This window comes from Paracoccus sp. TD-10 (assembly GCF_048270675.1).
Taxonomy (GTDB): Bacteria; Pseudomonadota; Alphaproteobacteria; order Rhodobacterales; family Rhodobacteraceae; genus Paracoccus; species Paracoccus pantotrophus.
Window position 1 is genome coordinate 150,206 of record NZ_CP182418.1, and the last position, 24,685, is coordinate 174,890.

The 24,685-nt window shown below is 64.7% G+C and carries 28 protein-coding genes; 24 read left to right on the plus strand and 4 right to left on the minus strand.

The annotated features are described in order from the left end of the window. Nucleotides 1-302 precede the first annotated feature (302 nt). The 7 genes from ACNKFW_RS00740 to ACNKFW_RS00770 all read left to right on the plus strand — a co-directional run bounded on the left by ACNKFW_RS00740 (nt 303) and on the right by ACNKFW_RS00770 (nt 7,528). Entirely contained in the window at nt 303-749 is a 447-nt protein-coding gene (locus ACNKFW_RS00740; RefSeq protein ID WP_024842821.1) for a CopD family protein, read from the plus strand. Nucleotides 750-874: 125 nt separating this feature from the next. Then, nucleotides 875-2,146, plus strand: coding sequence for a transcription termination factor Rho (gene rho / locus ACNKFW_RS00745; protein WP_024842822.1), 1,272 nt, complete (start codon nt 875-877; stop codon nt 2,144-2,146). Nucleotides 2,147-2,162: 16 nt separating this feature from the next. Then, nucleotides 2,163-3,422 (plus strand): tRNA uridine-5-carboxymethylaminomethyl(34) synthesis GTPase MnmE, encoded by a 1,260-nt coding sequence (gene mnmE / locus ACNKFW_RS00750; RefSeq protein WP_147427443.1) that lies wholly within the window; start codon nt 2,163-2,165, stop codon nt 3,420-3,422. A gap of 8 nt (nt 3,423-3,430) precedes the next feature. Next, nucleotides 3,431-5,290, plus strand: a complete 1,860-nt coding sequence (gene mnmG, locus ACNKFW_RS00755) for a tRNA uridine-5-carboxymethylaminomethyl(34) synthesis enzyme MnmG (RefSeq protein WP_024842824.1) — start codon at nt 3,431-3,433, stop codon at nt 5,288-5,290. After that, on the plus strand, nt 5,290-5,871 hold the full coding sequence (gene rsmG / locus ACNKFW_RS00760) for a 16S rRNA (guanine(527)-N(7))-methyltransferase RsmG (protein WP_024842825.1): 582 nt from the start codon (nt 5,290-5,292) through the stop codon (nt 5,869-5,871). The genes mnmG and rsmG overlap by 1 nt, the downstream gene beginning before the upstream one ends. Continuing rightward, on the plus strand, nt 5,864-6,640 hold the full coding sequence (locus tag ACNKFW_RS00765) for a ParA family protein (protein WP_024842826.1): 777 nt from the start codon (nt 5,864-5,866) through the stop codon (nt 6,638-6,640). Before rsmG ends, ACNKFW_RS00765 begins: the two co-directional genes overlap by 8 nt. 9 nt (nt 6,641-6,649) lie before the next feature. Beyond that, nucleotides 6,650-7,528 (plus strand): ParB/RepB/Spo0J family partition protein, encoded by an 879-nt coding sequence (locus ACNKFW_RS00770; RefSeq protein WP_147427444.1) that lies wholly within the window; start codon nt 6,650-6,652, stop codon nt 7,526-7,528. 111 nt (nt 7,529-7,639) lie between these two features. Here the strand turns inward: ACNKFW_RS00770 and ACNKFW_RS00775 are convergent, their stop codons facing one another. Together ACNKFW_RS00775 and hrcA are read right to left on the minus strand one after the other, a co-directional pair. After that, nucleotides 7,640-8,182, minus strand: a complete 543-nt coding sequence (locus ACNKFW_RS00775) for a nucleotide exchange factor GrpE (RefSeq protein WP_024842828.1) — start codon at nt 8,180-8,182, stop codon at nt 7,640-7,642. A gap of 7 nt (nt 8,183-8,189) precedes the next feature. Beyond that, entirely contained in the window at nt 8,190-9,245 is a 1,056-nt protein-coding gene (gene hrcA, locus ACNKFW_RS00780) for a heat-inducible transcriptional repressor HrcA (RefSeq protein WP_024842829.1), read from the minus strand. An 85-nt stretch (nt 9,246-9,330) separates the two neighbouring features. On the opposite strand from hrcA, the gene rph reads away from it, so the two are divergent. The 14 genes from rph (at nt 9,331) to ACNKFW_RS00850 (ending at nt 20,657) form a co-directional block, all read left to right on the plus strand. After that, nucleotides 9,331-10,053, plus strand: a complete 723-nt coding sequence (rph, locus tag ACNKFW_RS00785; RefSeq protein ID WP_024842830.1) for a ribonuclease PH — start codon at nt 9,331-9,333, stop codon at nt 10,051-10,053. Then, nucleotides 10,041-10,646, plus strand: coding sequence for an RdgB/HAM1 family non-canonical purine NTP pyrophosphatase (gene rdgB, locus ACNKFW_RS00790; RefSeq protein WP_028709794.1), 606 nt, complete (start codon nt 10,041-10,043; stop codon nt 10,644-10,646). Before rph ends, rdgB begins: the two co-directional genes overlap by 13 nt. Beyond that, nucleotides 10,639-11,013 (plus strand): RidA family protein, encoded by a 375-nt coding sequence (locus ACNKFW_RS00795; RefSeq protein WP_024842832.1) that lies wholly within the window; start codon nt 10,639-10,641, stop codon nt 11,011-11,013. The genes rdgB and ACNKFW_RS00795 overlap by 8 nt, the downstream gene beginning before the upstream one ends. 8 nt (nt 11,014-11,021) lie before the next feature. Continuing rightward, on the plus strand, nt 11,022-12,215 hold the full coding sequence (hemW, locus tag ACNKFW_RS00800) for a radical SAM family heme chaperone HemW (protein WP_024842833.1): 1,194 nt from the start codon (nt 11,022-11,024) through the stop codon (nt 12,213-12,215). Between the two features lies 1 nt (nt 12,216). Further along, nucleotides 12,217-12,570, plus strand: coding sequence for a YbaN family protein (locus ACNKFW_RS00805; protein ID WP_024842834.1), 354 nt, complete (start codon nt 12,217-12,219; stop codon nt 12,568-12,570). Nucleotides 12,571-12,660: 90 nt separating this feature from the next. Next, nucleotides 12,661-13,245 (plus strand): S-(hydroxymethyl)glutathione synthase, encoded by a 585-nt coding sequence (gene gfa, locus ACNKFW_RS00810; protein WP_036747088.1) that lies wholly within the window; start codon nt 12,661-12,663, stop codon nt 13,243-13,245. A gap of 98 nt (nt 13,246-13,343) precedes the next feature. After that, on the plus strand, nt 13,344-14,471 hold the full coding sequence (locus ACNKFW_RS00815; protein WP_024842836.1) for an S-(hydroxymethyl)glutathione dehydrogenase/class III alcohol dehydrogenase: 1,128 nt from the start codon (nt 13,344-13,346) through the stop codon (nt 14,469-14,471). Between the two features lie 75 nt (nt 14,472-14,546). After that, entirely contained in the window at nt 14,547-15,182 is a 636-nt protein-coding gene (locus ACNKFW_RS00820; RefSeq protein ID WP_024842837.1) for an ATP-dependent Clp protease proteolytic subunit, read from the plus strand. 10 nt (nt 15,183-15,192) lie between these two features. Continuing rightward, on the plus strand, nt 15,193-15,726 hold the full coding sequence (locus tag ACNKFW_RS00825) for a GNAT family N-acetyltransferase (protein ID WP_028709796.1): 534 nt from the start codon (nt 15,193-15,195) through the stop codon (nt 15,724-15,726). Beyond that, entirely contained in the window at nt 15,710-16,549 is an 840-nt protein-coding gene (fghA, locus tag ACNKFW_RS00830) for an S-formylglutathione hydrolase (RefSeq protein ID WP_147427445.1), read from the plus strand. Before ACNKFW_RS00825 ends, fghA begins: the two co-directional genes overlap by 17 nt. Before the next feature lie 187 nt (nt 16,550-16,736). Next, a complete protein-coding gene (locus ACNKFW_RS00835; protein WP_024842840.1) occupies nt 16,737-18,539 on the plus strand; it encodes a methanol/ethanol family PQQ-dependent dehydrogenase in 1,803 nt (600 codons plus the stop codon). A gap of 101 nt (nt 18,540-18,640) precedes the next feature. Continuing rightward, nucleotides 18,641-19,321 carry a c-type cytochrome, methanol metabolism-related gene (locus ACNKFW_RS00840; RefSeq protein ID WP_024842841.1) on the plus strand — a complete coding sequence of 227 codons (681 nt, stop codon included), beginning with the start codon at nt 18,641-18,643 and terminating at the stop codon, nt 19,319-19,321. Further along, nucleotides 19,318-20,130 carry a substrate-binding domain-containing protein gene (locus ACNKFW_RS00845; protein ID WP_024842842.1) on the plus strand — a complete coding sequence of 271 codons (813 nt, stop codon included), beginning with the start codon at nt 19,318-19,320 and terminating at the stop codon, nt 20,128-20,130. The genes ACNKFW_RS00840 and ACNKFW_RS00845 overlap by 4 nt, the downstream gene beginning before the upstream one ends. Then, nucleotides 20,127-20,657 (plus strand): PQQ-dependent catabolism-associated CXXCW motif protein, encoded by a 531-nt coding sequence (locus ACNKFW_RS00850; protein WP_147427446.1) that lies wholly within the window; start codon nt 20,127-20,129, stop codon nt 20,655-20,657. The genes ACNKFW_RS00845 and ACNKFW_RS00850 overlap by 4 nt, the downstream gene beginning before the upstream one ends. A 9-nt stretch (nt 20,658-20,666) precedes the next feature. Here ACNKFW_RS00850 and ACNKFW_RS00855 read toward each other — a convergent pair whose 3' ends face one another. Together ACNKFW_RS00855 and ACNKFW_RS00860 are read right to left on the minus strand one after the other, a co-directional pair. After that, entirely contained in the window at nt 20,667-21,218 is a 552-nt protein-coding gene (locus ACNKFW_RS00855; protein ID WP_147427447.1) for an SRPBCC family protein, read from the minus strand. Between the two features lie 3 nt (nt 21,219-21,221). Further along, entirely contained in the window at nt 21,222-21,737 is a 516-nt protein-coding gene (locus ACNKFW_RS00860; RefSeq protein WP_024842845.1) for a DUF3280 domain-containing protein, read from the minus strand. A 190-nt stretch (nt 21,738-21,927) separates the two neighbouring features. On the opposite strand from ACNKFW_RS00860, the gene ACNKFW_RS00865 reads away from it, so the two are divergent. Genes ACNKFW_RS00865 through ACNKFW_RS00875 form a run of 3 tightly spaced genes read left to right on the plus strand, consistent with a single transcriptional unit; the run spans nt 21,928 to nt 24,661 of the window. After that, complete coding sequence (locus ACNKFW_RS00865; RefSeq protein WP_244314562.1) at nt 21,928-23,076, plus strand: ABC transporter substrate-binding protein; 1,149 nt, start codon at nt 21,928-21,930, stop codon at nt 23,074-23,076. Nucleotides 23,077-23,084: 8 nt separating this feature from the next. Further along, the gene (locus ACNKFW_RS00870; protein ID WP_024842847.1) at nt 23,085-24,056 is read left to right on the plus strand and encodes a YVTN family beta-propeller repeat protein; all 972 of its coding nucleotides are present in this window, start codon (nt 23,085-23,087) and stop codon (nt 24,054-24,056) included. A 26-nt stretch (nt 24,057-24,082) separates the two neighbouring features. Then, a complete protein-coding gene (locus ACNKFW_RS00875; RefSeq protein ID WP_147427450.1) occupies nt 24,083-24,661 on the plus strand; it encodes a hypothetical protein in 579 nt (192 codons plus the stop codon). Nucleotides 24,662-24,685: the final 24 nt, after the last annotated feature.

Here is a 24,685-nt window from a genome sequence, read left to right on the forward strand (position 1 = left end):
GGGACAGAGCAGGAACGGAGCCGGCTTCTCCACATGTCCATAACCGGCTGCAAACCACCCACAAGCTGTGGAAAAGAAAAATTTTCACAAACTTATCCACAGGTGGTTTTTGCTTATCATGCTGTTTGTGATGGAATTTTTCGTTAACAAATCGTTAACGGTGTTTTTTTCCCCAAGCGCCGCGGTCTGGGGAAGGTCAAGGCGGAGCCGGGATTTCCAGTCATCCACAGGCCCAACAACATCATCATCCTTATCTTTATCTTCATTTCTTTTTGATAGAGAGAGGACGGCGGAGGTGTGCCATGAACGATTTCCTGCCCCTTGCTTACCCCTGGATCAAAGCGTTGCATGTCATGGCGGTGCTTTCCTGGATGGCGGGGCTGTTTTACCTGCCGCGGCTGTTCGTCTATCACGCGGAACGCGGCCATATCGGGCAAGAGCCAGCGCAATCCTTCCAGATCATGGAGGACAAGCTGCTGCGGCTGATCATGAATCCGGCGATGATCGTGACCTGGATCGCCGGCCTTGCGCTGGTGCTGACGCCGGGAATCGTGGACTGGACGATGATCTGGCCCTGGACCAAGGCAGCCGGCGTGCTGGGCATGACCTGGTTTCACATGTGGCTGGCCGGCCAGCGCAAGGCGCTGCTGCAGGGCCGGGGCCTGAGCGGGCGGCGCTATCGGATGATGAACGAGGTGCCGACGTTGCTGATGGTCCTGATCGTGCTGTCGGTGATCGTGAAATTCTAGAAGAATTGACTCGCGCGCGGATTATGCCTATGTGACGCGGCATCCGCCGTCCGGCGGATTTTTCCTGACACAGTTTCCTGCGCGGGCCGATCATGCGTCGGGCAGCGCGCGCCCATAGGCTAGATATGACCGAAGAACGTCTCAACCTGTCCGATCTCAAGGCCAAGAGCCCGGCCGATCTGCTGGCCATGGCCGAGGAATGGGAGATCGAGAACGCCTCGACCATGCGCAAGGGCGAGATGATGTTCTCGATCCTCAAGGAACATGCCGAGGAGGGCTTCGAGATCGGCGGCGACGGCGTGCTGGAGGTGGTCCAGGACGGTTTCGGTTTCCTGCGCTCGCCCGAGGCGAACTACCTGCCGGGTCCTGACGACATCTATGTCAGCCCCGACATGATCCGCCAGCACAGCCTGCGCACCGGCGACACGGTCGAGGGCGTGATCCGCGCGCCGGGCGAGAATGAGCGTTATTTCGCCCTGACCAAGGTCGAGAAGATCAATTTCGAGAATCCCGAAAAGGCCCGCCACAAGGTCGCCTTCGACAACCTGACGCCGCTTTACCCCAATGAGCGGCTGAAGATGGAGATCGAGGATCCGACCATCAAGGACCGTTCCGCCCGGATCATCGACCTGGTGGCGCCGATCGGCAAGGGCCAGCGTTCGCTGATCGTGGCGCCGCCACGCACCGGCAAGACCGTGCTGCTGCAAAACATCGCCCATTCGATCGAGAAGAACCATCCAGAGTGCTATCTGATCGTGCTGCTGATCGACGAGCGGCCGGAAGAGGTGACGGACATGCAGCGTTCGGTGAAGGGCGAGGTCATTTCCTCGACCTTCGACGAACCCGCCAGCCGCCATGTCGCCGTTTCGGAAATGGTGATCGAAAAGGCCAAGCGCCTGGTCGAGCATAAACGAGATGTTGTTATCCTTCTGGATTCTATCACAAGACTTGGTAGGGCCTTCAACACCGTGGTGCCCAGTTCGGGCAAGGTGCTGACCGGCGGCGTCGATGCGAATGCCTTGCAGCGTCCGAAGCGGTTCTTTGGCGCGGCGCGCAACATCGAGGAAGGCGGTTCGCTGACCATCATCGCCACGGCGCTGATCGATACCGGCTCGCGCATGGACGAGGTGATCTTCGAGGAATTCAAGGGCACCGGCAACAGCGAGATCGTTCTGGACCGCAAGGTGGCCGACAAGCGCGTGTTCCCGGCGATGGACATCCTCAAGTCCGGCACCCGCAAGGAAGAACTGCTGGTGGATGCCAAGGATCTGCAAAAGACCTATCTGCTGCGGCGCATCCTGAACCCGATGGGAACCACGGATGCGATCGAATTCCTGATCTCGAAGCTGAAGCAGACCAAGACCAACAGCGAATTCTTCGATTCGATGAACGCCTGACGGCGCGGAGGATGCGGTGGATACGATCTTTGCCGAGGCCACCCCGCCCGGCCGAGGGGGGGTTTCCGTCGTCCGCCTGAGCGGACCGAAGGCGCGTGCGGTCTTGGAATCCTTGGCCGGACCAGTGGCGACGCCGCGCATGGCGGCGCTGCGGGCGCTGCGGGACGGAGAGGATCTGATTGACCGCGCGTTGGTCATCTGGTTCGAGGAAGGCCACAGCTTTACGGGTGAGGAAGTGGCCGAAATGCATCTGCACGGTGCGCCGGTCATTGCCAACAGGCTGGCGCAGGCGCTTCTGGCCCGGGGATTGCGAAGGGCCGAGGCAGGAGAGTTCAGCAAGCGGGCCTTTCTCAATGGCCGCATGGACCTGGCTGAAGCCGAAGGGTTGGCCGATCTGCTTTCCGCTGAGACGGAAGCACAGCGAAAGCTGGCAATGCGGGCAACAGAAGGGGAACTGGGTCGAAAGGCCGATGAACTGCGCGCCAAGTTGGTTCGTGCCGGGGCCCTGATCGAAGCCAGCATCGATTTCGCCGATGAGGAGGTGCCCGAGGAGGTTCCGGCAGAGGCGCTGGATTTGATCGAGGCGGTTCGTAGCGATATCCGGCTGATGCTGGCAGGCTATCCGGCGACCGAACGGTTGCGGCAAGGTTATGTCGTGGCGATAATCGGGCCGCCGAACGCCGGGAAATCGACGCTTCTGAATCGCATCGGCCAGCGCGACATCGCCCTGGTTTCCGAGATCGCGGGGACGACGCGGGATATTCTGGAACTTCATACCGATCTGCGCGGCTTGCCGGTGACCTTCCTGGATACGGCCGGGTTGCGCGAAAGCAGTGATCCCGTGGAGGCCATGGGGGTTGCGCGGGGGGTGCAGAAAGCGGCCGAGGCCGACTTGCGCATCCACCTTTCGGTTGATGGGCTTGCCGGCGAAGCCGCGAAGGAGGACGATATCATCGTTCGTGCCAAGGCAGATCTTGGGCGAGGCGCAGGAATATCGATCTCGGGCCTGACCGGGGAAGGGGTCGCGGAATTGCTGGATCTGGTCTATGATCGCCTGCGAGTCAGGGCGGCAGCGTCCGGGCTGGTGGGACACAAGAGGCAGGCGGAAGCCTTGCAGCGCGCCCTGGCAGCCCTTGAAGTCGAGTATAGCACCGCACCGGAGTTTCTTGCCGAAGCCTTGCGGCAAGCGGCACAAGCTTTGGCGATGATGGTTGGGCGGGTGGGGGCCGAGGATTATCTGGACGAGATCTTCAGTTCCTTCTGTATCGGAAAATAGGGTTTCACGTGAAACAATTCGACGTAATCGTGATTGGTGGAGGCCATGCCGGTTTGGAAGCCGCCATGGCTGCTGCGCGCATGGGCGCGGAAACCGCGCTGATAACGCTGAATCGCGATGATCTGGGTACGATGTCCTGCAATCCCGCGATTGGCGGGTTGGGAAAAGGCCACCTGGTGCGTGAAATCGATGCGCTTGACGGTGTCATGGGAAGACTGGCCGATGCCGCCGGCATCCAGTTCCGGCTGCTGAATCGCCGCAAGGGGCCTGCTGTGCAGGGACCGCGCGCACAAGCTGACCGCAAGATCTATCGAGCCGCTGCGGCGCGGGTCATGGCCGGGCAGGCCGGCTTGTCCCTGGTGCTTGGCGAAGCAGCCGAATTGCTGCATGAACAGGCCGAGTTGCGCGGTTTGCGGCTGGCCGATGGCACAGAATTGCAGGCCCGGCAGATCATCCTGACCACGGGAACCTTTCTTAACGGGTTGATTCACATAGGCGATGTGACCCGTCCCGCCGGCCGTTGGGGCGGGCCGGCATCGGTGCAGCTTGCTGCATCGCTTCGCCCGCTCAACCTACCGCTGGGTCGACTGAAAACGGGCACTCCCCCGCGCATTCTTCGCAGCAGCATCGACTGGGAAAGCCTGGATCAGCAACCGGGCGACGATGAGCCGACAATGTTCTCCTATCTGTCCTCGGGCCCGAAGATACGGCAGATCAGCTGCGCGATTACCCATACGAATCCAGAAACCCACGGGATCATCCGCGACAACCTGGCCCGTTCGGCGATGTATGGCGGCCGCATTGATGGGGTGGGGCCTCGCTACTGCCCATCGATCGAAGACAAGATCGTCCGCTTTGCCCAGAAGGATTCGCACCAGATTTTCCTGGAGCCGGAAGGTTTGGACAGTGATCTGGTCTATCCCAATGGCATTTCGACATCCTTGCCCGAAGATGTCCAGCTGGCCTATGTCCGGTCGATCCGCGGCCTGGAAGCGGCTGAAATCGTGCAGCCCGGCTATGCGGTGGAATATGACTATGTCGATCCGCGGGCGCTGACGCCGACGCTGGAAACCAAGGCCCTGTCGGGGCTGTTCCTTGCCGGACAAATCAACGGCACGACCGGCTATGAGGAGGCCGCAGCGCAAGGCTTGGTGGCGGGCCTCAATGCCGCGCTGAAAGCGCAAGGCCGAGAGATGCTGCATTTCTCCCGTTCTCAAAGCTACATCGGAGTGATGATCGACGATCTTACCACCCGAGGCGTCAGTGAACCTTACCGGATGTTTACTTCCCGCGCAGAATTTCGCCTTTCTCTGCGGGCGGATAATGCAGACCAGCGCCTGACCCCGCTGGGGATTGAGATCGGCTGCGTGGGGCAAGCGCGCCAGCAGGCGTTCTCCGAAAAGATGCGGCGCTATTCCGCGGCGCGGATTCGGGCCGAATCCGTAAGCCTTACCCCTACGGAACTTTCCCGAGCCGGGATCGAGGTGCGGCAAGATGGTGTTAGGCGCAGCCTGTTCGCGCTGCTTGCTCAGCAGGAAATACCGCAAGATCAAGTTCTTGCACTGGACGACGAGCTTTCTTCGTACGACCCGGCCACTATTGCGCAACTGGCAGCGGATGCGCTCTATCATCAATACATGGACCGCCAGGGCAAAGATGCCGAACTGTTGCGCAAGGAAGAGTCCGTGGTCATTCCGGCCGAGTTCGACTATGATGCGCTTTCGGGCCTGTCAAATGAACTCAAATCCAAGCTGAACAGATATCGGCCCGGAACCCTCGCCGCGGCCGCGGGGATCGAGGGCATGACTCCCGCGGCCTTGACGCTGATTCTCGCCGTGATCCGCATTGGTGCCCGGAAAACCGCGTGATGGGTGTTTCACGTGAAACAGAGCGTCTTGCTGCCTATGTGGGGTTGCTGCGGAAATGGAACCCGGCGATCAACCTGATCGCACCGTCCACGGTAGAGCAGATCGAGACCCGGCATATCGCGGACAGCTTGCAATTGGCCGAGATTGCTGAAAATTCTCCGGGAAATTGGGTCGATCTGGGCAGCGGTGGCGGATTTCCCGGTGTCGTGATGGCGATCATGCGGCCTGAGCTGCAATTGACCATGGTGGAAAGCGACCAACGCAAGGCTGCCTTCTTGCGCAATGTGCTGCGTGAGCTGGCGCTGCCGCATGCGCGAGTGCTGTGCAAGCGCATCGAGGCCGTGGATAGGCTTGATGCTGCCAATATCAGCGCAAGGGCCCTTGCCCCGCTTCCTCAGCTCATGGCATATGTGGACCGGCACCTGAGCGCATCTGGAACGGCATGGCTCATGAAGGGCCGAAACTGGCAGGACGAGGTCGCTCAGGCGCGAACCGATTGGAAATTCGAACTAAAGCCCCATCAAAGCACGACTGACCCTGACGCGGCCATTCTGGAAATTACGGAAGTTCGCCATGCATGAGACACGCATCATTGCCGTTGCAAACCAGAAGGGCGGCGTGGGAAAGACCACCACGGCGATCAATCTTGGCGCTGCCCTGGCCGAGCAAGGCCAGCGGGTCGCGATCATAGATCTTGATCCGCAAGGCAACGCTTCGACAGGACTTGGGGTGGCGCTGGAGGATCGGGTTCTGACCTCTTACGATCTGCTGACCGGCGAGCAGGCGTTATCCGAGACCCTGCGCGACACGGCGATCGCCAACCTTCGTCTTGTCCCATCCAATCGGGATCTGGCCTCGGCAGATTTCGAACTGTCCAATCGTTCCGGCCGGACCCAGCTCCTGCGGCGAAAGCTGACGGTTCCTGCGGAGCTGGACTATATCCTGATCGATTGCCCGCCGGCGCTTGGCCTTCTGACCGTCAATGCCATGGTAGCTTCGGACAGCGTCCTGGTGCCGCTGCAAGCCGAATTCTATGCGCTGGAGGGGCTTTCGCAACTGCTGATGACCGTGCGCGAGGTTCGCCAGACCGCCAATCCCGACCTGCGGATCGAGGGCGTGTTGCTGACCATGGCGGATAATCGCAACAACCTGTCGCAGCAGGTCGAGGCAGATGCGCGCAACACCCTTTCCGGGCTGGTCTATCGCACGGTGATTCCGCGCAATGTCCGGCTGTCCGAGGCGCCGTCCCATGCCATGCCGGTGCTGCAATACGATCCGAACTCCAAGGGAAGCCACGCCTATCGCGAATTGGCTGCCGAGTTCCTGTCCCGTCAATTCGCGACCGCCTGAGGAGGAATTATGGCAGAGAACAAGCTTGAAAAGCGCGGTCTGGGTCGTGGCCTTTCGGCCCTGATGGCCGATGTCGACCTGATTCCATCCGAACGTCCGGCCCCGCGGCAGATCCTTCCGGTCGAGCAGCTGACCCCCAACCCCGACCAGCCGCGCCGCAGCTTCGCCCCCGAGGCCTTGCAGGAACTGGCCGATTCGCTGAGGACGCGCGGCATGTTGCAGCCGCTGATCGTCCGCCCGCACCCGTCGGATCGCGGCCTTTACCAGATCGTTGCCGGTGAACGGCGCTGGCGCGCTGCGCAGATTGCCCAGCTTCACGAGGTGCCGGTCATCGTCCGCGACCTCGACGATACCGAGGTGCTGGAGGTCGCCATCGTCGAGAATATCCAGCGCGCCGACCTGAATGCCATCGAGGAGGCGGCATCCTATCGCCAGCTTATGGACCGTTTCGGCCATACCCAGGAAAAGCTGGCGGAGGCGCTGAACAAGAGCCGCAGCCATATCGCCAACCTGTTGCGCTTGCTGAACCTGCCGGAACAGGTCCAGGCTTGGCTCAAGGAAGGCAAGCTGACCGCCGGACATGCCCGCGCCCTGATCACCGCGGCCAATCCGGTCGAACTGGCGCGGAAGGTGATCGAAAAGAACCTCTCGGTGCGCGAGACCGAGGATCTGGTGCGCCGCCAGGCCGAAGGCGCCCGGACGCAAAAGCCCCGCAATCCCAGGCACGAAAAGGATGCCGACACCCGTGCGCTCGAAGGCGATTTGACCGCACACCTGAAAATGAAGGTGGCGATCAACCATGCCGGGGTCGATGGCGGCCAGGTCGTCATCACCTATCGCGACCTGGATCAGCTTGATCGGCTGTGCCAGATTCTTGCCGGCAACTGACCACAATATCTGGTATATCACAGCGTCAGCACGCCTAGACTTGCTATACTTGGCCAGAAAAAACCCCGGAGTCTCCTCCGGGGTTCGGCGCTTTCCGACGACGTAATCGGCTCAGCTTGCGGGGGTGGAGCTGACGCCCACCTTGGCTGGGCGCAACAGCCGGTCATGCAGCATGAAGCCGTTATCCATGACCTGGATGATGTTTCCCGCCATGGTGCCGGGAACCGGCGCTTCGAACATGGCCTCGTGCTGCTGGGGATCGAATTTCTCGCCCAGGGTCGGGGTGATGACCTTGATGCCGTGCTTGGCAAAGACGTTGTTCAGTTCGCGCAGGGTCAGCTCGACACCCTCGATCAGGGCCGCCGCCGCGGTGCGCTGCTCGTCGCCCGCGGCATCCAGCGCGCGGGTCAGGGCGTCATGCACCGGCAGCAGGTCGCGCGCCAGGCGCGAGCCGCCGTATTGCTCGGCATCTCGGCGATCCTTCTCGGCCCGCTTGCGGGCATTCTCGGCATCGGCCAGTGCCCGCATGAAGCGGTCGCGGTATTCATCCCGCTCGGCGATCAGCGCCTCGACATCGGGCGAGGGGGTCTCATCGGCCGGCGGGTCGATGATCTCCTCATCCAGCGGGCTGCCGTTCGGGTTTTCCTTCGTCATGTCCTCATCATCCTTTCCGGCCCGAAATCAACCGGCCGACAAGCTGCGCAGTATAGTCCACGATCGGCACGATGCGGCCATAGTTCAGCCGCGTCGGACCGATGACGCCGACCGCGCCAACAATCTTTCGGTCGGCATTCATATAGGGCGAAACGACGAGAGAGGAACCGGAAAGTGAAAAAAGCTTGTTCTCGGAGCCGATGAAAATGCGCACGCCCTCGCCCTGCTCGGCCAGTTCCAGGAATTCGGCGATGTCGCGCTTGCGCTCCAGGTCGTCGAACAGGCTGCGGATTCGGTCCAGATCGGCCAGTTCATGCGCCAGAAGATTGGCGCGGCCGCGCACGATCAGCCGCGGATCGCTGCTTTCCCCCTCCCACAGCGCCAGGCCCGAGGACACCAGCGCCGCGGCGATGCTGTCCAGCTTTTGCCGGCTCGCCTCGATTTCCTGCGCGACGCTGCGCCGCAATTCCGCCAGGGTGCGACCTTCCGCCACGGCATTCAGGAAATTCGCTGCCTCGCGCATCGAACTGGCGGTATGGCCGGGCGGGGGGGTAAAGACCCGGTTCTCGACCCGGCCGTCGGCAAAGACCAGCACCACCAGCGCCCGGTCGGGGGCCAGGCTGACGAATTCGATGTGCCGGACCGGTGCCTCCTGCTTGGGCATCAGCACCAGCGAGGCGCCCTGGGTCAGCGCCGACAGCGCGGTGCTGATCCGGTCCAGCATGACGCCGGTATTGCCGCTGTCGTCGCCCAGCGTCTCGTCGATCATCTCCCGGTCGCTGTCGGCGACCGGGCCGGCCTCCATCAGCCCGTCCACGAACAGCCGCAGCCCCAGCTGCGTGGGCATGCGTCCGGCCGAGATATGCGGGTGGTCCAGCAGCCCCAGCAGTTCCAGATCCTGCATCACGTTGCGGATCGTCGCGGCGCTGACCTTTTCGGACATTTCGCGGGTCAAGGTGCGCGAGCCGACCGGCTCGCCGGTGGCAAGATAGGCTTCGACCACGCGGCGAAAGACTTCGCGCGAGCGGTCGTTGAGATCGGAAAGCAGCGCGGTTTCTGGCATCGGCATTCTGTCAGGACGTTCTCGGGTTGCGGTCGGGGGCCTCCGACCTGTATCTGAACGGCAAAACCCCCGAAAGGAATGAAAGATGCGCCCCTCTGGCCGGAATTTAAGTGATATGCGTCCGATTTCAATCGAAACGGGCATCATGCGCCATGCCGAGGGTTCCTGCCTGATCTCTTGCGGCGACACCCGCGTGCTCTGCTCGGCCACGATCGAGGAGAAGGCGCCGCCCTTTCTCAAGGGTTCGGGCCAGGGCTGGGTGACGGCGGAATACGGCATGCTGCCGCGGGCCACGAACAGCCGCAACCGGCGCGAGGCGGCAGCCGGCAAGCAATCCGGCCGCACGCAGGAGATCCAGCGCCTGATCGGCCGCGCCCTGCGCGCCGGGGTGGACCGCCGCGCGCTGGGGGAACGGCAGATCGTCATCGATTGCGACGTGATCCAGGCCGATGGCGGCACCCGCTGCGCTGCGATCACCGGCGGCTGGGTGGCGTTGCGGATGGCGGTGAACAGGCTCCTGAAGGCCGGCATCGTCACCGCCGACCCGATCATGGACCATGTCGCCGCGGTGTCATGCGGCATCTATGCCGGGCAGGCGATCCTGGACCTGGACTATGCCGAGGACAGCGAGGCCGGCACCGACGGCAATTTCATCATGACCGGGGCCGGGCGGCTGATCGAGGTGCAGATGTCGGCCGAGGGCGCCACCTTCTCGCGCCCCGAGATGAACCAGTTGCTCGACCTGGCCGAATCCGGCATCGCCGAGCTGGTCCGTGCCCAGAACGAGGCTGTCGCATGCGCAAGCTGACCGAGAAGAAGCTGCTGGTCGCGACCCACAACAGGGGCAAGCTGGACGAGATCCGCGCCATGATGGCCCCGCATGGCATCGAGGTGACCTCGGCCGGCGAGATGGGCCTGCCCGAACCGGCCGAGACCGAGTCGAGCTTCATCGGCAATGCCCGTATCAAGGCCCGCGCCGCCATGCAGGCGACCGGCCTGCCGGTGCTGGCCGATGACAGCGGCATCACCGTCGACGGGCTGGACGGCGCGCCCGGCGTCTATACCGCCGACTGGGCCGAGACCCCGCAGGGCCGCGATTTCATGCAGGCCATGACCCGCACCTGGCGCGAGCTGGACGAGCGTGGCGTGGCCGAGCCGCGCAGCGCGCAGTTCCGCGCCACGCTGATCCTGCTCTGGCCCGACGGGCACGAGGAGATCTTTGAGGGCGTCGCGCCCGGCCGGCTGGTCTGGCCGCCGCGCGGCCAGCAGGGCCACGGCTACGACCCGATCTTCGTGCCCGACGGCCATGACCTGACCTATGCCGAGATGCCGCCCGAGCAGAAGAATGCCATCAGCCACCGCGCCCGCGCCTTCCGCAAGCTGGAGGCGCTCTTTGCATAGGATCTCGACCGGATCGCCCTTCGAATCGGCGCTCGGCTACAGCCGGGCGGTCGTGAAGGGGCCGTGGTGCTTCGTCTCGGGCACCACCGGTTACGATTACGCGGCCATGGCCATGCCCGACAGCGCCGCCGAACAGGCGCAGAACGCCTTTGCCACCATCTTCGCAACCCTGGCCGAGGCCGGTTTCGCACCTGCCGATATCGTGCGCGTGCAATACACCATCGCCGACCCGGCGGTCCTCGACGAGATCACGCCGGTCCTGGGCGAGGCGATGAAGGATGCGTTACCCGCCGCGACCATGGTTGTCGCCGGGCTCATCAGGCCCGAAATGAAGGTCGAGATCGAAGTGACCGCCTTTCGGGAGTGACCCAGCCCATGCCAGCCCTCGCCGCCAGCGCCGCGCCCGCCCAGGATCTTGCCGAGGATTGGCGGGCGGGCGGCTTCGGGCTTTACGTCCACTGGCCTTTTTGCGCCGCGAAATGCCCCTATTGCGATTTCAACAGCCATGTCGCTTCCGCGATCGACCAGGGCCGCTGGATGGCCGCCTATCGTGCCGAGATTGCCCGGCTGGGGCAGGAGATGCCCGGCCGGGTGCTGAACAGCATCTTCTTCGGCGGTGGCACCCCCAGCCTGATGGCGCCCGAAACCGTGGCCGGGGTGATCGAGGCCGCGCGCGCCGCCTGGCCTTTTGCCAATGACATCGAGATCACGCTGGAAGCCAACCCGACCAGCGTCGAGACCGGCCGCTTCCGCGCCTATGCCGATGCCGGCGTCAACCGCGTCTCGATGGGGGTGCAGGCGCTGAACGACGACGACCTGCGCCGGCTGGGACGGATGCATTCGGCGGCCGAGGCCCGTGCCGCCTTCGATATCGCCCGCGATTGTTTCACGCGGGTCAGCTTCGACCTGATCTATGCCCGCCAGGACCAGGACCGCGCGCATTGGCGGCGCGAGCTGACCCAGGCGCTCGGCATGGCCGTCGATCACCTTTCGGCCTATCAGCTGACCATCGAGCCCGGCACCGCCTTCGGCGCCCGCCATGCCAAAGGCGGGCTCACGGGCCTGCCCGACGACGATCTGTCCGCCGACATGTATCTGGACACGCAGGAAATCTGCGCGGCGGCCGGGATGCCGGCCTATGAGATCTCGAACCATGCCCGGCCGGGCGCGGAAAGCCGGCACAACCTGATCTATTGGCGGCAGGGCGACTGGGCCGCGGTGGGGCCGGGCGCGCATGGCCGCCTGACGCTGCCCTCGGGCCGCTGGGCGACCGAGGCGCACCGGGCGCCGGGCGCATGGCTGGAGGCGGTCGAGGCGCGCGGCAACGGCGACAGCCAGCGCGACCTGTTGGGCCTGTCCGACCGGGCGCTGGAATATCTGCTGATGGCCATGCGGCTGGTCGAGGGGCTGGAGATTCCCCGCTATCTTGCCCATGGCGCCGAATTGCCGCAGGGCCGGTTGATGAATCTGGCCGAACTGGGACTTATCTCGCTGCGGGGCGACCGTCTGGCGGCGACGGCGGCGGGTCGGCCGGTGCTGAATGCGATCCTGCGTGAACTGGCGGAGTAAGATGCGATACCTGTGGCTCTCGATGGGCTGGCTGACCCTGACGCTGGGAACGATCGGGATCTTCCTGCCGGTCCTGCCCACGGTGCCCTTCCTGCTGCTTTCGGTCTGGGCCTTTGCGCGTTCCTCGCCGCGGCTGGGTGCCCGGATCATGCGCCATCCCCGCTTCGGCCCGCCGATCCGCGCCTGGCGCAAGCGCGGCGTCATCGGGCGCAACGCCAAGATCTGGGCGGTGGCCGGCATGACGGCCGGCATCGCCTGGGCGATCTGGCTGGGGCTGGACATGCGCTTCATCGCCCTTCAGGTTCTGGCCTGCACCGCCATCGCCGCCTGGCTGGTATCCCGGCCGGAAGCCTGAGCCGGCAGGGATTACAACCTTTTGCCCACTTGTCCCGGCCCCGCCATGGCGCGAACCTCGGCGCATGGCTCTGAGGGGAGGAACGGCAACATGGCGGACACATCGGGGGTGAAGATCCACCCCGCAGTCGATAACGGCATCAAGCCCGCGCAGCCCGGATTTGCGGGTGGCACGCTGCATTGCAAGTGCAGCACCAACCCGGTCCGCGTCGCGGTCCGGGCGCAGACCGCGCATAACCATGTCTGCGGCTGCACCAAATGCTGGAAACCCGAGGGCGCGATCTTCTCGCAGGTGGCCGTGGTCGGCCGCGATGCGCTCGAGGTGCTGGAGGGCGCCGAGAAGCTGGAGATCGTCAATCCCGACGCGCCGATCCAGCGCCATCGCTGCAGGGAATGCGGCGTGCATATGTACGGCCGGATCGAGAATCGGGACCATCCCTTTTACGGTCTGGATTTCGTCCATACCGAGCTTTCGGACGAGGACGGCTGGTCGGCGCCGGAATTTGCCGCCTTCGTCAGCTCGATCATCGAATCGGGGGTCGATCCCGGCCGTATGGAGGCGATCCGCGCCCGGCTGCGCGAATTGGGGCTGGAGCCCTATGACGCGCTGTCGCCGCCGCTGATGGATGCGATCGCCACCCATATCGCCAAGCGGTCCGGCGCGCTTGCGGCCTAAGCACCGGATCGGTCGCGACAATTGCGGGGGTCGGTTTACCGGCCCCCGAAACCATGAGAAAACGCAGGCCAAGGGCCGTCACCGAAGGAGAAGAAGTCATGAGAACCCGTGCCGCCGTCGCGCTGGAAGCCGGCAAGCCGCTGGAGGTCATGGAGGTCAACCTGGAAGGCCCCAAGGCCGGCGAGGTGATGGTCGAGATCAAGGCCACCGGCATCTGCCACACCGACGAATTCACGCTCTCGGGCGCCGACCCGGAAGGCATCTTCCCCTCGATCCTGGGCCATGAGGGCGCGGGCGTGGTGGTCGAGGTCGGGCCGGGCGTCACCTCGGTCAAGCCGGGCGACCATGTCATCCCGCTCTACACGCCCGAATGCCGGCAATGCGCGTCCTGCCTGTCGGGCAAGACCAACCTTTGCACCGCGATCCGCGCCACCCAGGGCCAGGGCCTGATGCCGGACGGCACCACCCGGTTCAGCATGCTCGACGGCACGCCGATCCATCACTACATGGGCTGCTCGACCTTCTCGAACTACACCGTGCTGCCGGAAATCGCGGTGGCCAAGGTGCGCGAGGACGCGCCCTTCGACAAGATCTGCTATATCGGCTGCGGCGTCACCACCGGCATCGGCGCGGTGATCAACACCGCCAAGGTGGAAATCGGCGCCAAGGCGGTGGTCTTCGGCCTGGGCGGCATCGGGCTCAATGTGCTCCAGGGCCTGCGCCTGGCCGGCGCGGACATGATCATCGGCGTCGACCTGAACGACGACAAGAAGCCGATGGCCGAGCATTTCGGCATGACGCATTTCATCAACCCGAAGAATTGCGAGAACGTGGTCCAGGAGATCGTGAACCTGACCAAGACCCCCTTCGACCAGATCGGCGGCGCCGATTACAGCTTCGACTGCACCGGCAACGTCAAGGTGATGCGCGACGCGCTGGAATGCACCCATCGGGGCTGGGGCCAGTCGATCATCATCGGCGTCGCGCCCGCGGGGGCGGAAATCAGCACCCGGCCGTTCCAGCTGGTCACCGGCCGGGTCTGGAAGGGCACGGCCTTTGGTGGCGCCCGCGGCCGCACCGACGTGCCGCAGATCGTCGACTGGTACATGAACGGCAAGATCGAGATCGACCCGATGATCACCCACACCCTGACGCTGGACGAGATCAACAAGGGCTTCGACCTGATGCATGCGGGCAAGTCCATCCGCTCGGTCGTGCTTTACTGATCGTCAAGGGCTGCTTAGTTAAAAGGACGGCGGGGGCGGGCGACCGGCCCCGCCGTCAACATGAAAGGACCGATCATGGCAAAGCATTTCCACCTGGACGACGATGACGACGACGAAGACGAGCGCCGCCAGGAGGGCCAGAAGGACGAGGGTCTCGGCCTGCCCGAGGGCGACAGGATCGGCAAGCTCTATTTCAAGTCGCGCACGGTGATCGTCGCCGGGCCGATCACCGACAAGCTGGCGCAGCGCACCGTGGCGCATCTGCTGGCCCTGGCCGAGGACAGCGAGGAACCGATCAACATGCTGATCTCCTCGCCCGGCGGCCATGTCGAATCCGGCGACATGATCCATGACGTGATCAAGTTCATCCGTCCGACCGTGCGCACCATCGGCTCGGGCTGGGTGGCCTCGGCCGGGGCGCTGATCTTCGTCGGCGCGGACAAGGAAAACCGCTATTGCCTGCCCAATACCCGGTTCCTGATCCACCAGCCCTCGGGCGGGATCGGCGGCACCTCCACGGACATGATGATCCAGGCCGAGCAGGTGCGGCTGATGCGCGACCGGCTGAACCAGATCTTTGCCGAGGCGACCGGCCAGACCGTCGAGCGGATCGAAAAGGACACCCAGCGCGACTTCTGGCTGAACACGCAAGAGGCGCTGGATTACGGCCTTCTGGGCAGGGTCATCCGCACCGTGGACGAGCTGAAATGACGGGCCTGCAATGATGGCGGGCGGGGCTGACATCCTGATCCGTCCCGCCACGCCTTCCGACCACGAGGCGATCTGGACGATCCTTGAACCGGTCTATCGCGCGGGCGAGACCTATTGCATCCCGCCCGACATCTCGCGCGAGGAGGCGCTGGCCGACTGGTTCGCCGCGCCCTTCACCGCTTTCGTGGCCGAGCGGGACGGCCGGGTGCTGGGCACCAGCCATGTCGGCCGCAACCGGCCCGGCCCGGCCGGCCATGTCGCCAATGCCAGCTTTGCCACCCACCCGGATGCGCGGGGCCGCGGCATCGCCGGGCGGCTGGTCGCCCATGCCAAGGACTGGGCGCGGGCGCAGGGCTTCCGGGCGATGCAGTTCAACTTCGTCGTCTCGACCAATGCCGATGCCGTTCATTCGTGGCAGAAAGCCGGTTTCGATATTGTCGGCCGCCTGCCGGGTGCGTTTCTTCATCCCCGGCATGGCTATGTGGACGCGCTGGTCATGTTTCACGACCTGACAGAAGGGAAAACCCATGACGCTGGCCTATGAGACCGTATCGGAAAACCGCAGCTTCGGCGGCATCCAGGGCGTCTATCGCCACCAGTCGCAGGCGACCGGCACGCCGATGACCTTTGCCCTCTACCTGCCGCCCGACGCCCGGCACGGCAAGGTGCCGGTGCTGTGGTATCTGTCCGGCCTGACCTGCACGCATGAGAACGCCATGACCAAGGCCGGCGCGCAGCAATGGGCGGCGGAATACGGCATCGCGGTGATCTTTCCCGACACGTCGCCGCGCGGCGAGGGCGTGGCCGATGATCAGGCCTATGACCTGGGCCAGGGCGCCGGCTTCTATGTCGATGCGACCCAGGCGCCCTGGGCGCCGCATTTCCGCATGTGGCACTATATCACCCATGAACTGCCCGAACTGGTCTTCGGCAATTTTCCCCTGGAGCGCGAGGCGCAGGGCATCACCGGTCATTCCATGGGCGGCCATGGCGCGCTGACCATCGCCATGACCCTGCCCGAACGCTACAGATCCGTCTCGGCCTTTTCGCCGATCGCGCATCCCAGCGAATCCGACTGGGGGCGCAAGCAGTTCGCCGCCTATCTGGGCGAGGATCGCGATGCCTGGGAACGCCACGATTCGACCCTGCTGATGCGGCAGCGCGGCTATCCCGGCGAGGTGCTGGTCGATCAGGGCGCCAGCGATCAGTTCCTGGACCTGCTCAAGCCCGAGGCACTGGCCCATGCCATGGCCGAGCGCCGCCAGCCCGGCAGCTTCCGCATGCAACAGGGTTATGATCACAGCTATTTCTTCGTGCAGACCTTCATGGAGGACCATATCCGCTGGCATGCCGAGCGGCTGGCCTAGGCGGCCGGGACCGCCCGCCGGCCTGGGGCGGGGCGATTGCCCCATACCTATTGCCGAATTTCCCTAATACTTTGGTCCAAGGAGCCTGCCGGCCGCGTTGACGCAAATGCGGCCGGACCCGAACCTTCCAGCAGTAGGTGCTTGCGCATGAGGAGAAGCGCGACCACCGGCATGCGGAGGAAAATTCATGAAAACCCTGATGAACGGCGCCTGCCTTGCGCTGCTCATGTCCGGCACGTCGGTGCTGGCCAATGACAGCGTGCTGGCCGAGATCGCCAAGCCCCAGCAATGGGCGATCCAGATGGGCGATTACGCGAACACGCGCTATTCGACCCTGGATCAGATCAACAAGGACAACGTCAAGGATCTGCGCGTTGCCTGGACCTTCTCGACCGGGGTGCTGCGCGGGCACGAAGGTTCGCCGCTGGTGATCGGCGACGTGATGTATGTCCACACCCCCTTCCCGAACAAGGTCTTTGCGCTGGACCTGAACGACGGCGGCAAGATCCTGTGGCGCTATGAGCCGCAGCAGGATCCGAACGTCATCGCGGTGATGTGCTGCGACACGGTCTATCGCGGCCTGTCCTATGCCGACGGCATGATCCTGCTGGGACAGGCCGATACCACGGTGGTCGCGCTGGATGCCAATACCGGCGAGCCGAAATGGTCGACCAAGATCGGCGATCCCGCCATCGGCGAGACGCTGACCGCGACCGTCGTGCCGGTCAAGGACAAGGTTCTGGTCGGCATATCGGGCGGCGAATACGGCGTGCGCGGCCGGATGACCGCGCTGAACTTGGCCGACGGCTCCGAGGCGTGGAAAGCCTGGTCCACCGGCCCCGACGAGGAACTGCTGGTCGATCCCGAGAACACCACGCATCTGGGCAAGCCCATCGGCGCCGACAGCTCGCTGAGCAGCTGGGAGGGCGATCAGTGGCAGATCGGCGGCGGCACGATCTGGGGCTGGTTCTCGTATGACCCGGATCTGAATCTGGTCTATTACGGCACCGGCAACCCCTCGACCTGGAACCCCTCGCAGCGGCCGGGCGACAACAAGTGGTCGATGACCATCATGGCGCGGGATGCCGATACCGGCATGGCCAAGTGGTTCTACCAGATGACGCCCCACGACGAATGGGACTATGACGGCGTCAACGAGATGATCCTGACCAACCAGACCATCGACGGCCAGGAACGCAAGCTGCTGACGCATTTCGACCGCAACGGCCTGGCCTATACGCTGGACCGCGAGACCGGAGAGCTGCTGGTGGCCGAGAAATACGACCCGGTGGTGAACTGGACCACCGGCGTGGACATGGACCCCAATTCGGAAACCTATGGCCGCCCGGCCGTGGTGCCCGAATATTCGACCGCCCAGAACGGCGAGGACGTGAACACCACCGGCGTCTGCCCGGCGGCGCTGGGCACCAAGGACCAGCAGCCGGCGGCCTTCTCGCCCAAGACCAACCTGTTCTATGTGCCGACCAACCATGTCTGCATGGATTACGAGCCCTTCCGGGTGGCCTATACCGCCGGCCAGCCCTATGTCGGCGCCACGCTGTCCATGTATCCCGCGCCGAACAGCCATGGCGGCATGGGCAATTTCATCGCCTGGGACAACACCACGGGCGAGATCAAGTGGTCCATCCCCGAACAGTTCTCGGTCTGGTCGGGCGCGCTGGCGACGGCGGGCGACGTGGTCTTCTACGGCACGCTGGAAGGCTATCTGAAGGCCGTCGACGCCCAGACGGGCGAAGAGCTTTACAAGTTCAAGACCCCCTCGGGGATCATCGGCAACGTTATGACCTACGAACATGGCGGCAAGCAGTATATCGGCGTGCTGTCGGGCGTCGGCGGCTGGGCCGGCATCGGCCTTGCCGCGGGGCTGACCAATCCCAACGACGGGCTTGGTGCGGTGGGCGGCTATGCCGCGCTGTCGCAATATACCGAGCTGGGCGGCCAGCTGACCGTGTTCGAACTGCCGGGCTAATACTTTGGTGCCGGAAAGCAAACTGTGACTCGAAACTGGCCGCCCCAGGGGTAACCTTGGGGCGAGCCATCATCTTCGGGTGACAGCCAGGGAGGAAATTCATGACCAGCAAGACGACCGCCAGCCTGATGGCGATCCGTGTCGCATGCGCGGCCTTTGCCATCACCGGAACGGCCCTTGCACAGACCGCCGACACGCCCCCGGCGCAGGCCGGGGCCGGCGCTGCCGCCGCCGTATCGGGCGATGCGCAGCAACAGCAGCCGGCCGCAGGGGCCCCGGCCGAGGCGGAGGAGGCGCCCGCGGTCGCCGAGGCGGATGGCAAGCTTGTGCTGCCGAACGGCCAGGACATCACCCCCGACCACATGGAGAACGGCCGCTGGTATACGGCCGAGGACATCCCCACCTTCAAGATCGCCGAGGACGGCACGGTGGATTGGGCGACCTTCTCGGGCTATCGCCGCTATTCGGCGGAATGCCATGTCTGCCACGGTCCGGATGGCGAGGGCTCGACCTATGCGCCGGCGCTGAAGAAATCGGTGCTGACGCTGGGCTATTACGATTTCCTGGAAATCGCCGCCTCGGGCAAGCAAGAGGTCAATGTGGCTGCCAACCTGGTCATGCCGGCCTTTGGTACCAACAAGAACGTCTGGTGCTATATCGACGACATCTACGCCTATCTGCTGGCACGCGGCCTGGAGGAACTGCCGCGCGGCCGCCCCGCGAAAAGAGAGGACAAGTCCGACGAATTCGTGGCGCAGGAAGATTCCTGCATGAGCGGATGAGGCGCGCGCTTGCCTTGGCCGCGCTTCTGGCCTGCGCCGCGCTGCCCGCGGCGGCGCAGGTTGCCGACCTGCGCTCCAAGACCGAGTTCCGGGTCTGCGCCGATCCGGCCGCGGTGCCGATGTCCTCGCAGGACGAACAGGGTTTCGAGAATCGAATCGCCCGGCTTTTCGCCGAAAAGCTGGGCCTGCCGGTGGCCTATACCTGGTTCCCGCAGGGCCCCGGCTTCATCCGCAAGACCCTGCGCGCCGGGCTTTGCGATGTCGTCATCGGCTATGCCCAGGGCGACGAGATGGTGCAGAACACCAACCATTACTATACCTCGGCCTATGGCATCGTGACGCGGCTGGACAGCCCGCTGGCCTCGGTCGAGATGCTGGAGGATCCGGCGCTTCGCGGCCATCCGATCGGCGTGGTGGCGGGCACGCCGCCGGCGACCAACCTGGCGCGGGCGGGGCTGGCCAAGGACATGCGCGGCTGGGATCTGTTCGTGGATCGCCGGGTCGAGGATCCGGCGGGCGAGATGCTGGCCCAGGTGAAATCCGGCGAGCTGGCCGCCGCGGTGATCTGGGGCCCGCTGGCCGGTCCGCTGGTCAAGCAGGATCCCGAGCTGCAATTCACCCCGCTGCTAAAGGAAACCGGCGGTCCGCGCATGTTCTATCGCATCACCATGGGGGTGCGGCTGGACGAACAGGAATGGAAGCGGCAGCTGAACAGCCTGATTCGCCGCCACCAGGACGAGATCGACGCCATCCTGCGCGATGCCGGCGTGCCGCTGCTGGACGATTACGGCAAGGGGCTGAAACCATGAAACCTTCCTGGGCGGCGCTGGCGATCCTGATGGCCGGCGCGGTCCAGGCCCAGGTGCCCGAGCCGCAGGGTTTCCATGGCGAGCCCTATCGCTCGGAAACCCCGGCGACCCTGGCCGGCGCGCAGGTGATCGACGCGGCCGAGGCGATGCGGCTGCACGGGCAGGGCGTGCCCTTCATCGACGTGCTGCCGCGCCAGGCCCGCCCCGAGGGCCTGCCCGAAGGCACGCTGTGGAACGCGCCGCCGCATCTCTCCATTCCGGGCGCGATCTGGCTTTACGATACCGGCTATGACCGGCTTGCCCCGGCAGAACAGGCGCGGCTGGCCGAGGGGCTGGCGCGCCTGTCGGGCGGCGACAAGGCCGCGCCCCTGGTGATCCTTTGCAAGCGCGACTGCTGGATGAGCTGGAATGCCGCCAAGCGCGCCGTGGCGCTGGGCTATCGCGGCGTGATCTGGTTTCCCGACGGGGTCGAGGGCTGGCAGGAACAAGGCGGCCGGCTGGAGCCCATCGGCCCGGCCGGCCCCTGATTCCTTCGCTTACTCCGCCTTGCCGAACCGCTCGGCCAGTGCGTCGAGCCCGGCCTGATAGACGCCGGTGATCGCCTGGATCGCGGCCTCGTCATTCAGCTCGGGCGGGGGCTCGTTGTTGGGATAGCCGCGATAGAAGCCGCCCTTCCAGTTGACCAGCGCCTTGCCGCCCTCGTCCGTGACGCAAAGCGTCGCGGCGTAGTTCGTCACCGGCAGCACCGTCACCTCGACCGCTTCGATGCGATAGGCATAGCAGCGCTTCTCGGGCTGCCATCTCGACAGCACCTCGGTGATGGTCGGATCGCCCGCATCGGCTTTCAGATGCAGCACGCGGGTAGAGGTCTCGGGCTGGTCGGCCGAGCCATCGCCGGCCAGTTCCAGGCTGGCGATGGCGGGATGCCAGCTCATGTCGTCGAACCTGCCGATCGCGGCCCAGACCTCATCCGGGGTGGCATCCAGCTTTTGCTGCATCTCCAGCTTCAGCCGCGGCGGGCCATGCGCCTCGGCCGCCGGGGCCATTGCCATGGTTGCCCCCACCGTCAGGGCCAACAGTCGGATCATCCGTCACTCCTCCCGAAAGATGATGTTTTTCAACAGATAAAGATAGCCGCGGCGAAAGCTTTCGTCAGTATTGCCGCGAATGTCGACCACGCCGGCGCGGACCGTGTCGCCGCTGGCTGCGTCGCGAATGTAAAGGTTCAGCGACAGGATCAGGTTCGAAACCTTCTGCACCTCGCCCGAGATCGCGTAATGCGCGCCCATCTCGCGCGCGATGCGGCTGTCGCTGCCATTCGATTGCGTGGGGTTCTTGATCGGCGCGACCTGCTCGGCGGGAGGGTCCAGCAGGGTGAAGCCGCGGCTGCGCAGATCCTCGGCGATGACCTGCTCGGCCATCTCGACGCGGCGGGTCTCGTCCTCGCGCACGCCGTCGATTGCGCCCTCGATCGAGGTGTCGATGAAATGCAGGCCGAACCAGGCGGCGCTGTCGGGCGGCGGGGGGCCAAGCCGCTGGTCCGCCCCGGCGCCGGATCCGGCCAGGGCGACGGCACAGGCAATCAGGATGAGCCGCGGAAATCCCATGCGCAAACCATGCCCCCGACCCCCGCATCCGTCCATAGGACGAAAGTCCCTAAGACTTAGGTATCAGGTGATTTTACCCAGCCGGATCCGGGGTATCTGCCGGGTTGGCGCAGGCGGATTGACCCGGCATGATGCGGGTGGGAGGACAGCCATGACAGGCAGAATCATCATACTTTTGGCTGGTTTGTCCATGGCAAATCCGGCCCTTGCGCAAGATGCCGCGGCCCCGCAGACCGTGCATGCCGCCGTGCTGCGGGTGGATGTGCCCAGCCTGCCGCCGATCTCGCGGCTGGATGCCCCGCCCGAGGATCTGGGCTTTGCCGGCGCGCGGCTCGCCATCGAGGACAACGACACCACCGGCCGCTTCATGAACCAGGATTTCGAGGCGCTGGAGGTCACGGCCACGCCCGAGACCGCGGCGGCCGAGATGGACAAGCTGCTGACCGCGGGCATCCCCTTCATCGTCACGCTGGCCGATGATGCGCAGACGCTGGCCCTCGCCGACCAGGCTGGCGACGGTGCGCTGGTGCTGAATGCGCGGGCACGCGGCGACCACCTGCGCGGCCAGGATTGCCGCTTCAACGTGATCCATGCCGCGCCCAGCCATGCCATGCTGGCCGATGCGCTGGCGCAATTCCTGATGTGGAAGAAGTGGTCCAACTGGTTTCTGATCGCCGGCAGCCATCCCGAGGACGTGGCTCTGGCCGATGCCTATCGCCGCGCCGCGACCAAGTTCGGCGCCAGGATTGTCGAGACGCGGACCTATGAGGATACCGGCGGCAGCCGGCGCAGCGACAGCGGCCATGTGCAGGTCCAGCAGCAGATGCCGGTCTTCACCCAGCGCGCGCCGGCCCATGACGTGCTGATCGCGGCGGATGAGAACGGCGTCTTTGCCGACTGGCTGCCCTATGCGACCTGGGATCCGCGTCCGGTCGCCGGCTCGGCCGGGCTGGTGCCGCGCAGCTGGGCGCCCTCGCTGGAGGCCTGGGGGGCGACGCAGTTCCAGAACCGTTTCGAAAAGCTCGCCGGCCGCCCGATCCGCGAGGAGGATTACCAGACCTGGATCGCGCTGCGCATGATCGGCGAGGCGGCGACGCGCACGCAAAGCACCGATCCGGCCACGCTGAAAGAATTCATGCTGTCCGAGAATTTCGAGGTGGCGGGCTTCAAGGGCCAGAAGCTGACGATCCGCGACTGGGACCACCAGCTGCGCCAGCCGATCCTCTTGGCCACCGATTCCGTTACCGCCTCGGTCAGCCCGCAAGACCAGTATCTGCACCAAAGCTCGGCACTGGACACGCTGGGCTTCGACCGGCCCGAAACCGAATGCAAGTTCTGAGGTGAAAGATGAAAGCTGCAACCGCCATCCTGACCTCGGCCCTGTGCCTGGGTTTCGCCCTGCCCGCCGCTGCCAACCGGGTCTTCGTCAGCAACGAAAAGGGCAATGACGTCACCGTGCTGGACAGCGAGACGCTGGAGGTGATCGGCACCTATCCGGTCGGCGCCCGCCCGCGCGGCATCACCATCAGCCCGGACGGGAAGGAACTTTACGTCTGCGCCTCGGATGACGACCTGGTGCGGGTCTTCAATCCCGAGACGATGGAGGAGATGCATACCTTGCCCTCGGGCCCCGACCCCGAGCTGTTCGTGCTGCACCCCTCGGGCAACCCGCTCTACATCGCGAACGAGGACGACAACCTCGTGACCGTGGTCGATACCCAGACCCACAAGGTGCTGGCCGAGATCCCGGTCGGGGTCGAACCCGAGGGCATGGGCGTCAGCCCCGATGGCAAGGTGGTCATCAACACCTCGGAAACCACCAACATGGCGCATTTCATCGACAGCGAAAGCTTCGAGATCTTTGCCAATGTGCTGGTGGATTCGCGCCCGCGCTTCGCGCAGTTCAACGATGCCGGGACCAAGCTTTACGTCAGTTCTGAAATCGGCGGCACGGTCAGCGTGATCGACCCGGCGACGCAGCAGATCACCAAGAAGATCGGCTTCGAGATCCCCGGCGTGCTGCCCGAGGCGATCCAGCCGGTCGGCGTGCGCGTCACCGGCGACGGCAGCAAGGTCTTCGTCGCCCTGGGCCCGGCCAACCGCGTCGCCGTGATCGACGGCGAAACGGACGAGGTCCAGGATTACCTGCTGGTCGGCCAGCGGGTCTGGCAGATGGCCTTTACCCCGGACGAGAAATACCTGTTCACCACCAACGGCAATTCCAACGATGTCTCGGTGATCGACGTGGCGGCGCTGAAGGTCGTCAAATCCGTGCCCGTGGGCCAGCAGCCCTGGGGCGTGGTCGTCGCGCCCAACTGATGAGCGTTCAAGAGGGAGGAAGAACCATGACCCGTTTGCTGACCATCCTGCTAATCATGGCCGGGCTGGCCGCCCCTGCCGCGGCGCAGGAAACCGCGCCCGAAGCCAGCCCCGAGGCCGGCGCCGCAACCGACGGCGCGGCCGCGGCCGAGCAGGATGACGATGACGACGACGATGATGATGGCGGCGAAGCAGCCGATGCCGCCGGGGGCGTGCACGAGGCGGGGGCCAAGTTCGATTACGGCTTCTCGGGGATCATGGCGCGCGACAACCGCACCGACCTGGCGCCGTTGACGCTGGCCTCGGGCAAGCCGGTGGCAACCGCGGAATACAAGCTGAAATCGGGCGGCTTCTATCGCCTCGACATCAATGCGGATGGCAGCCAGGAACTGGCGCTGTCGGGCGGCGACTTCTTCCGCGCGATCTGGATCAACGAGGTGGTGATCAACGACATCGAGATCCGGCCGATGGGCGTGCATTCGCTGGAATTCGACGATGCCGGCACCGCGACGATCAGCTTCATCGCCATCGTTCCGGGCCGCTATACGCTGTCGATCCCCGGCTCGCAGGGCGAAACCCAGCAGGCGGTGTTCAATATCCAGTAAGCAGGAGGGGCGGAGCCCCGGCCC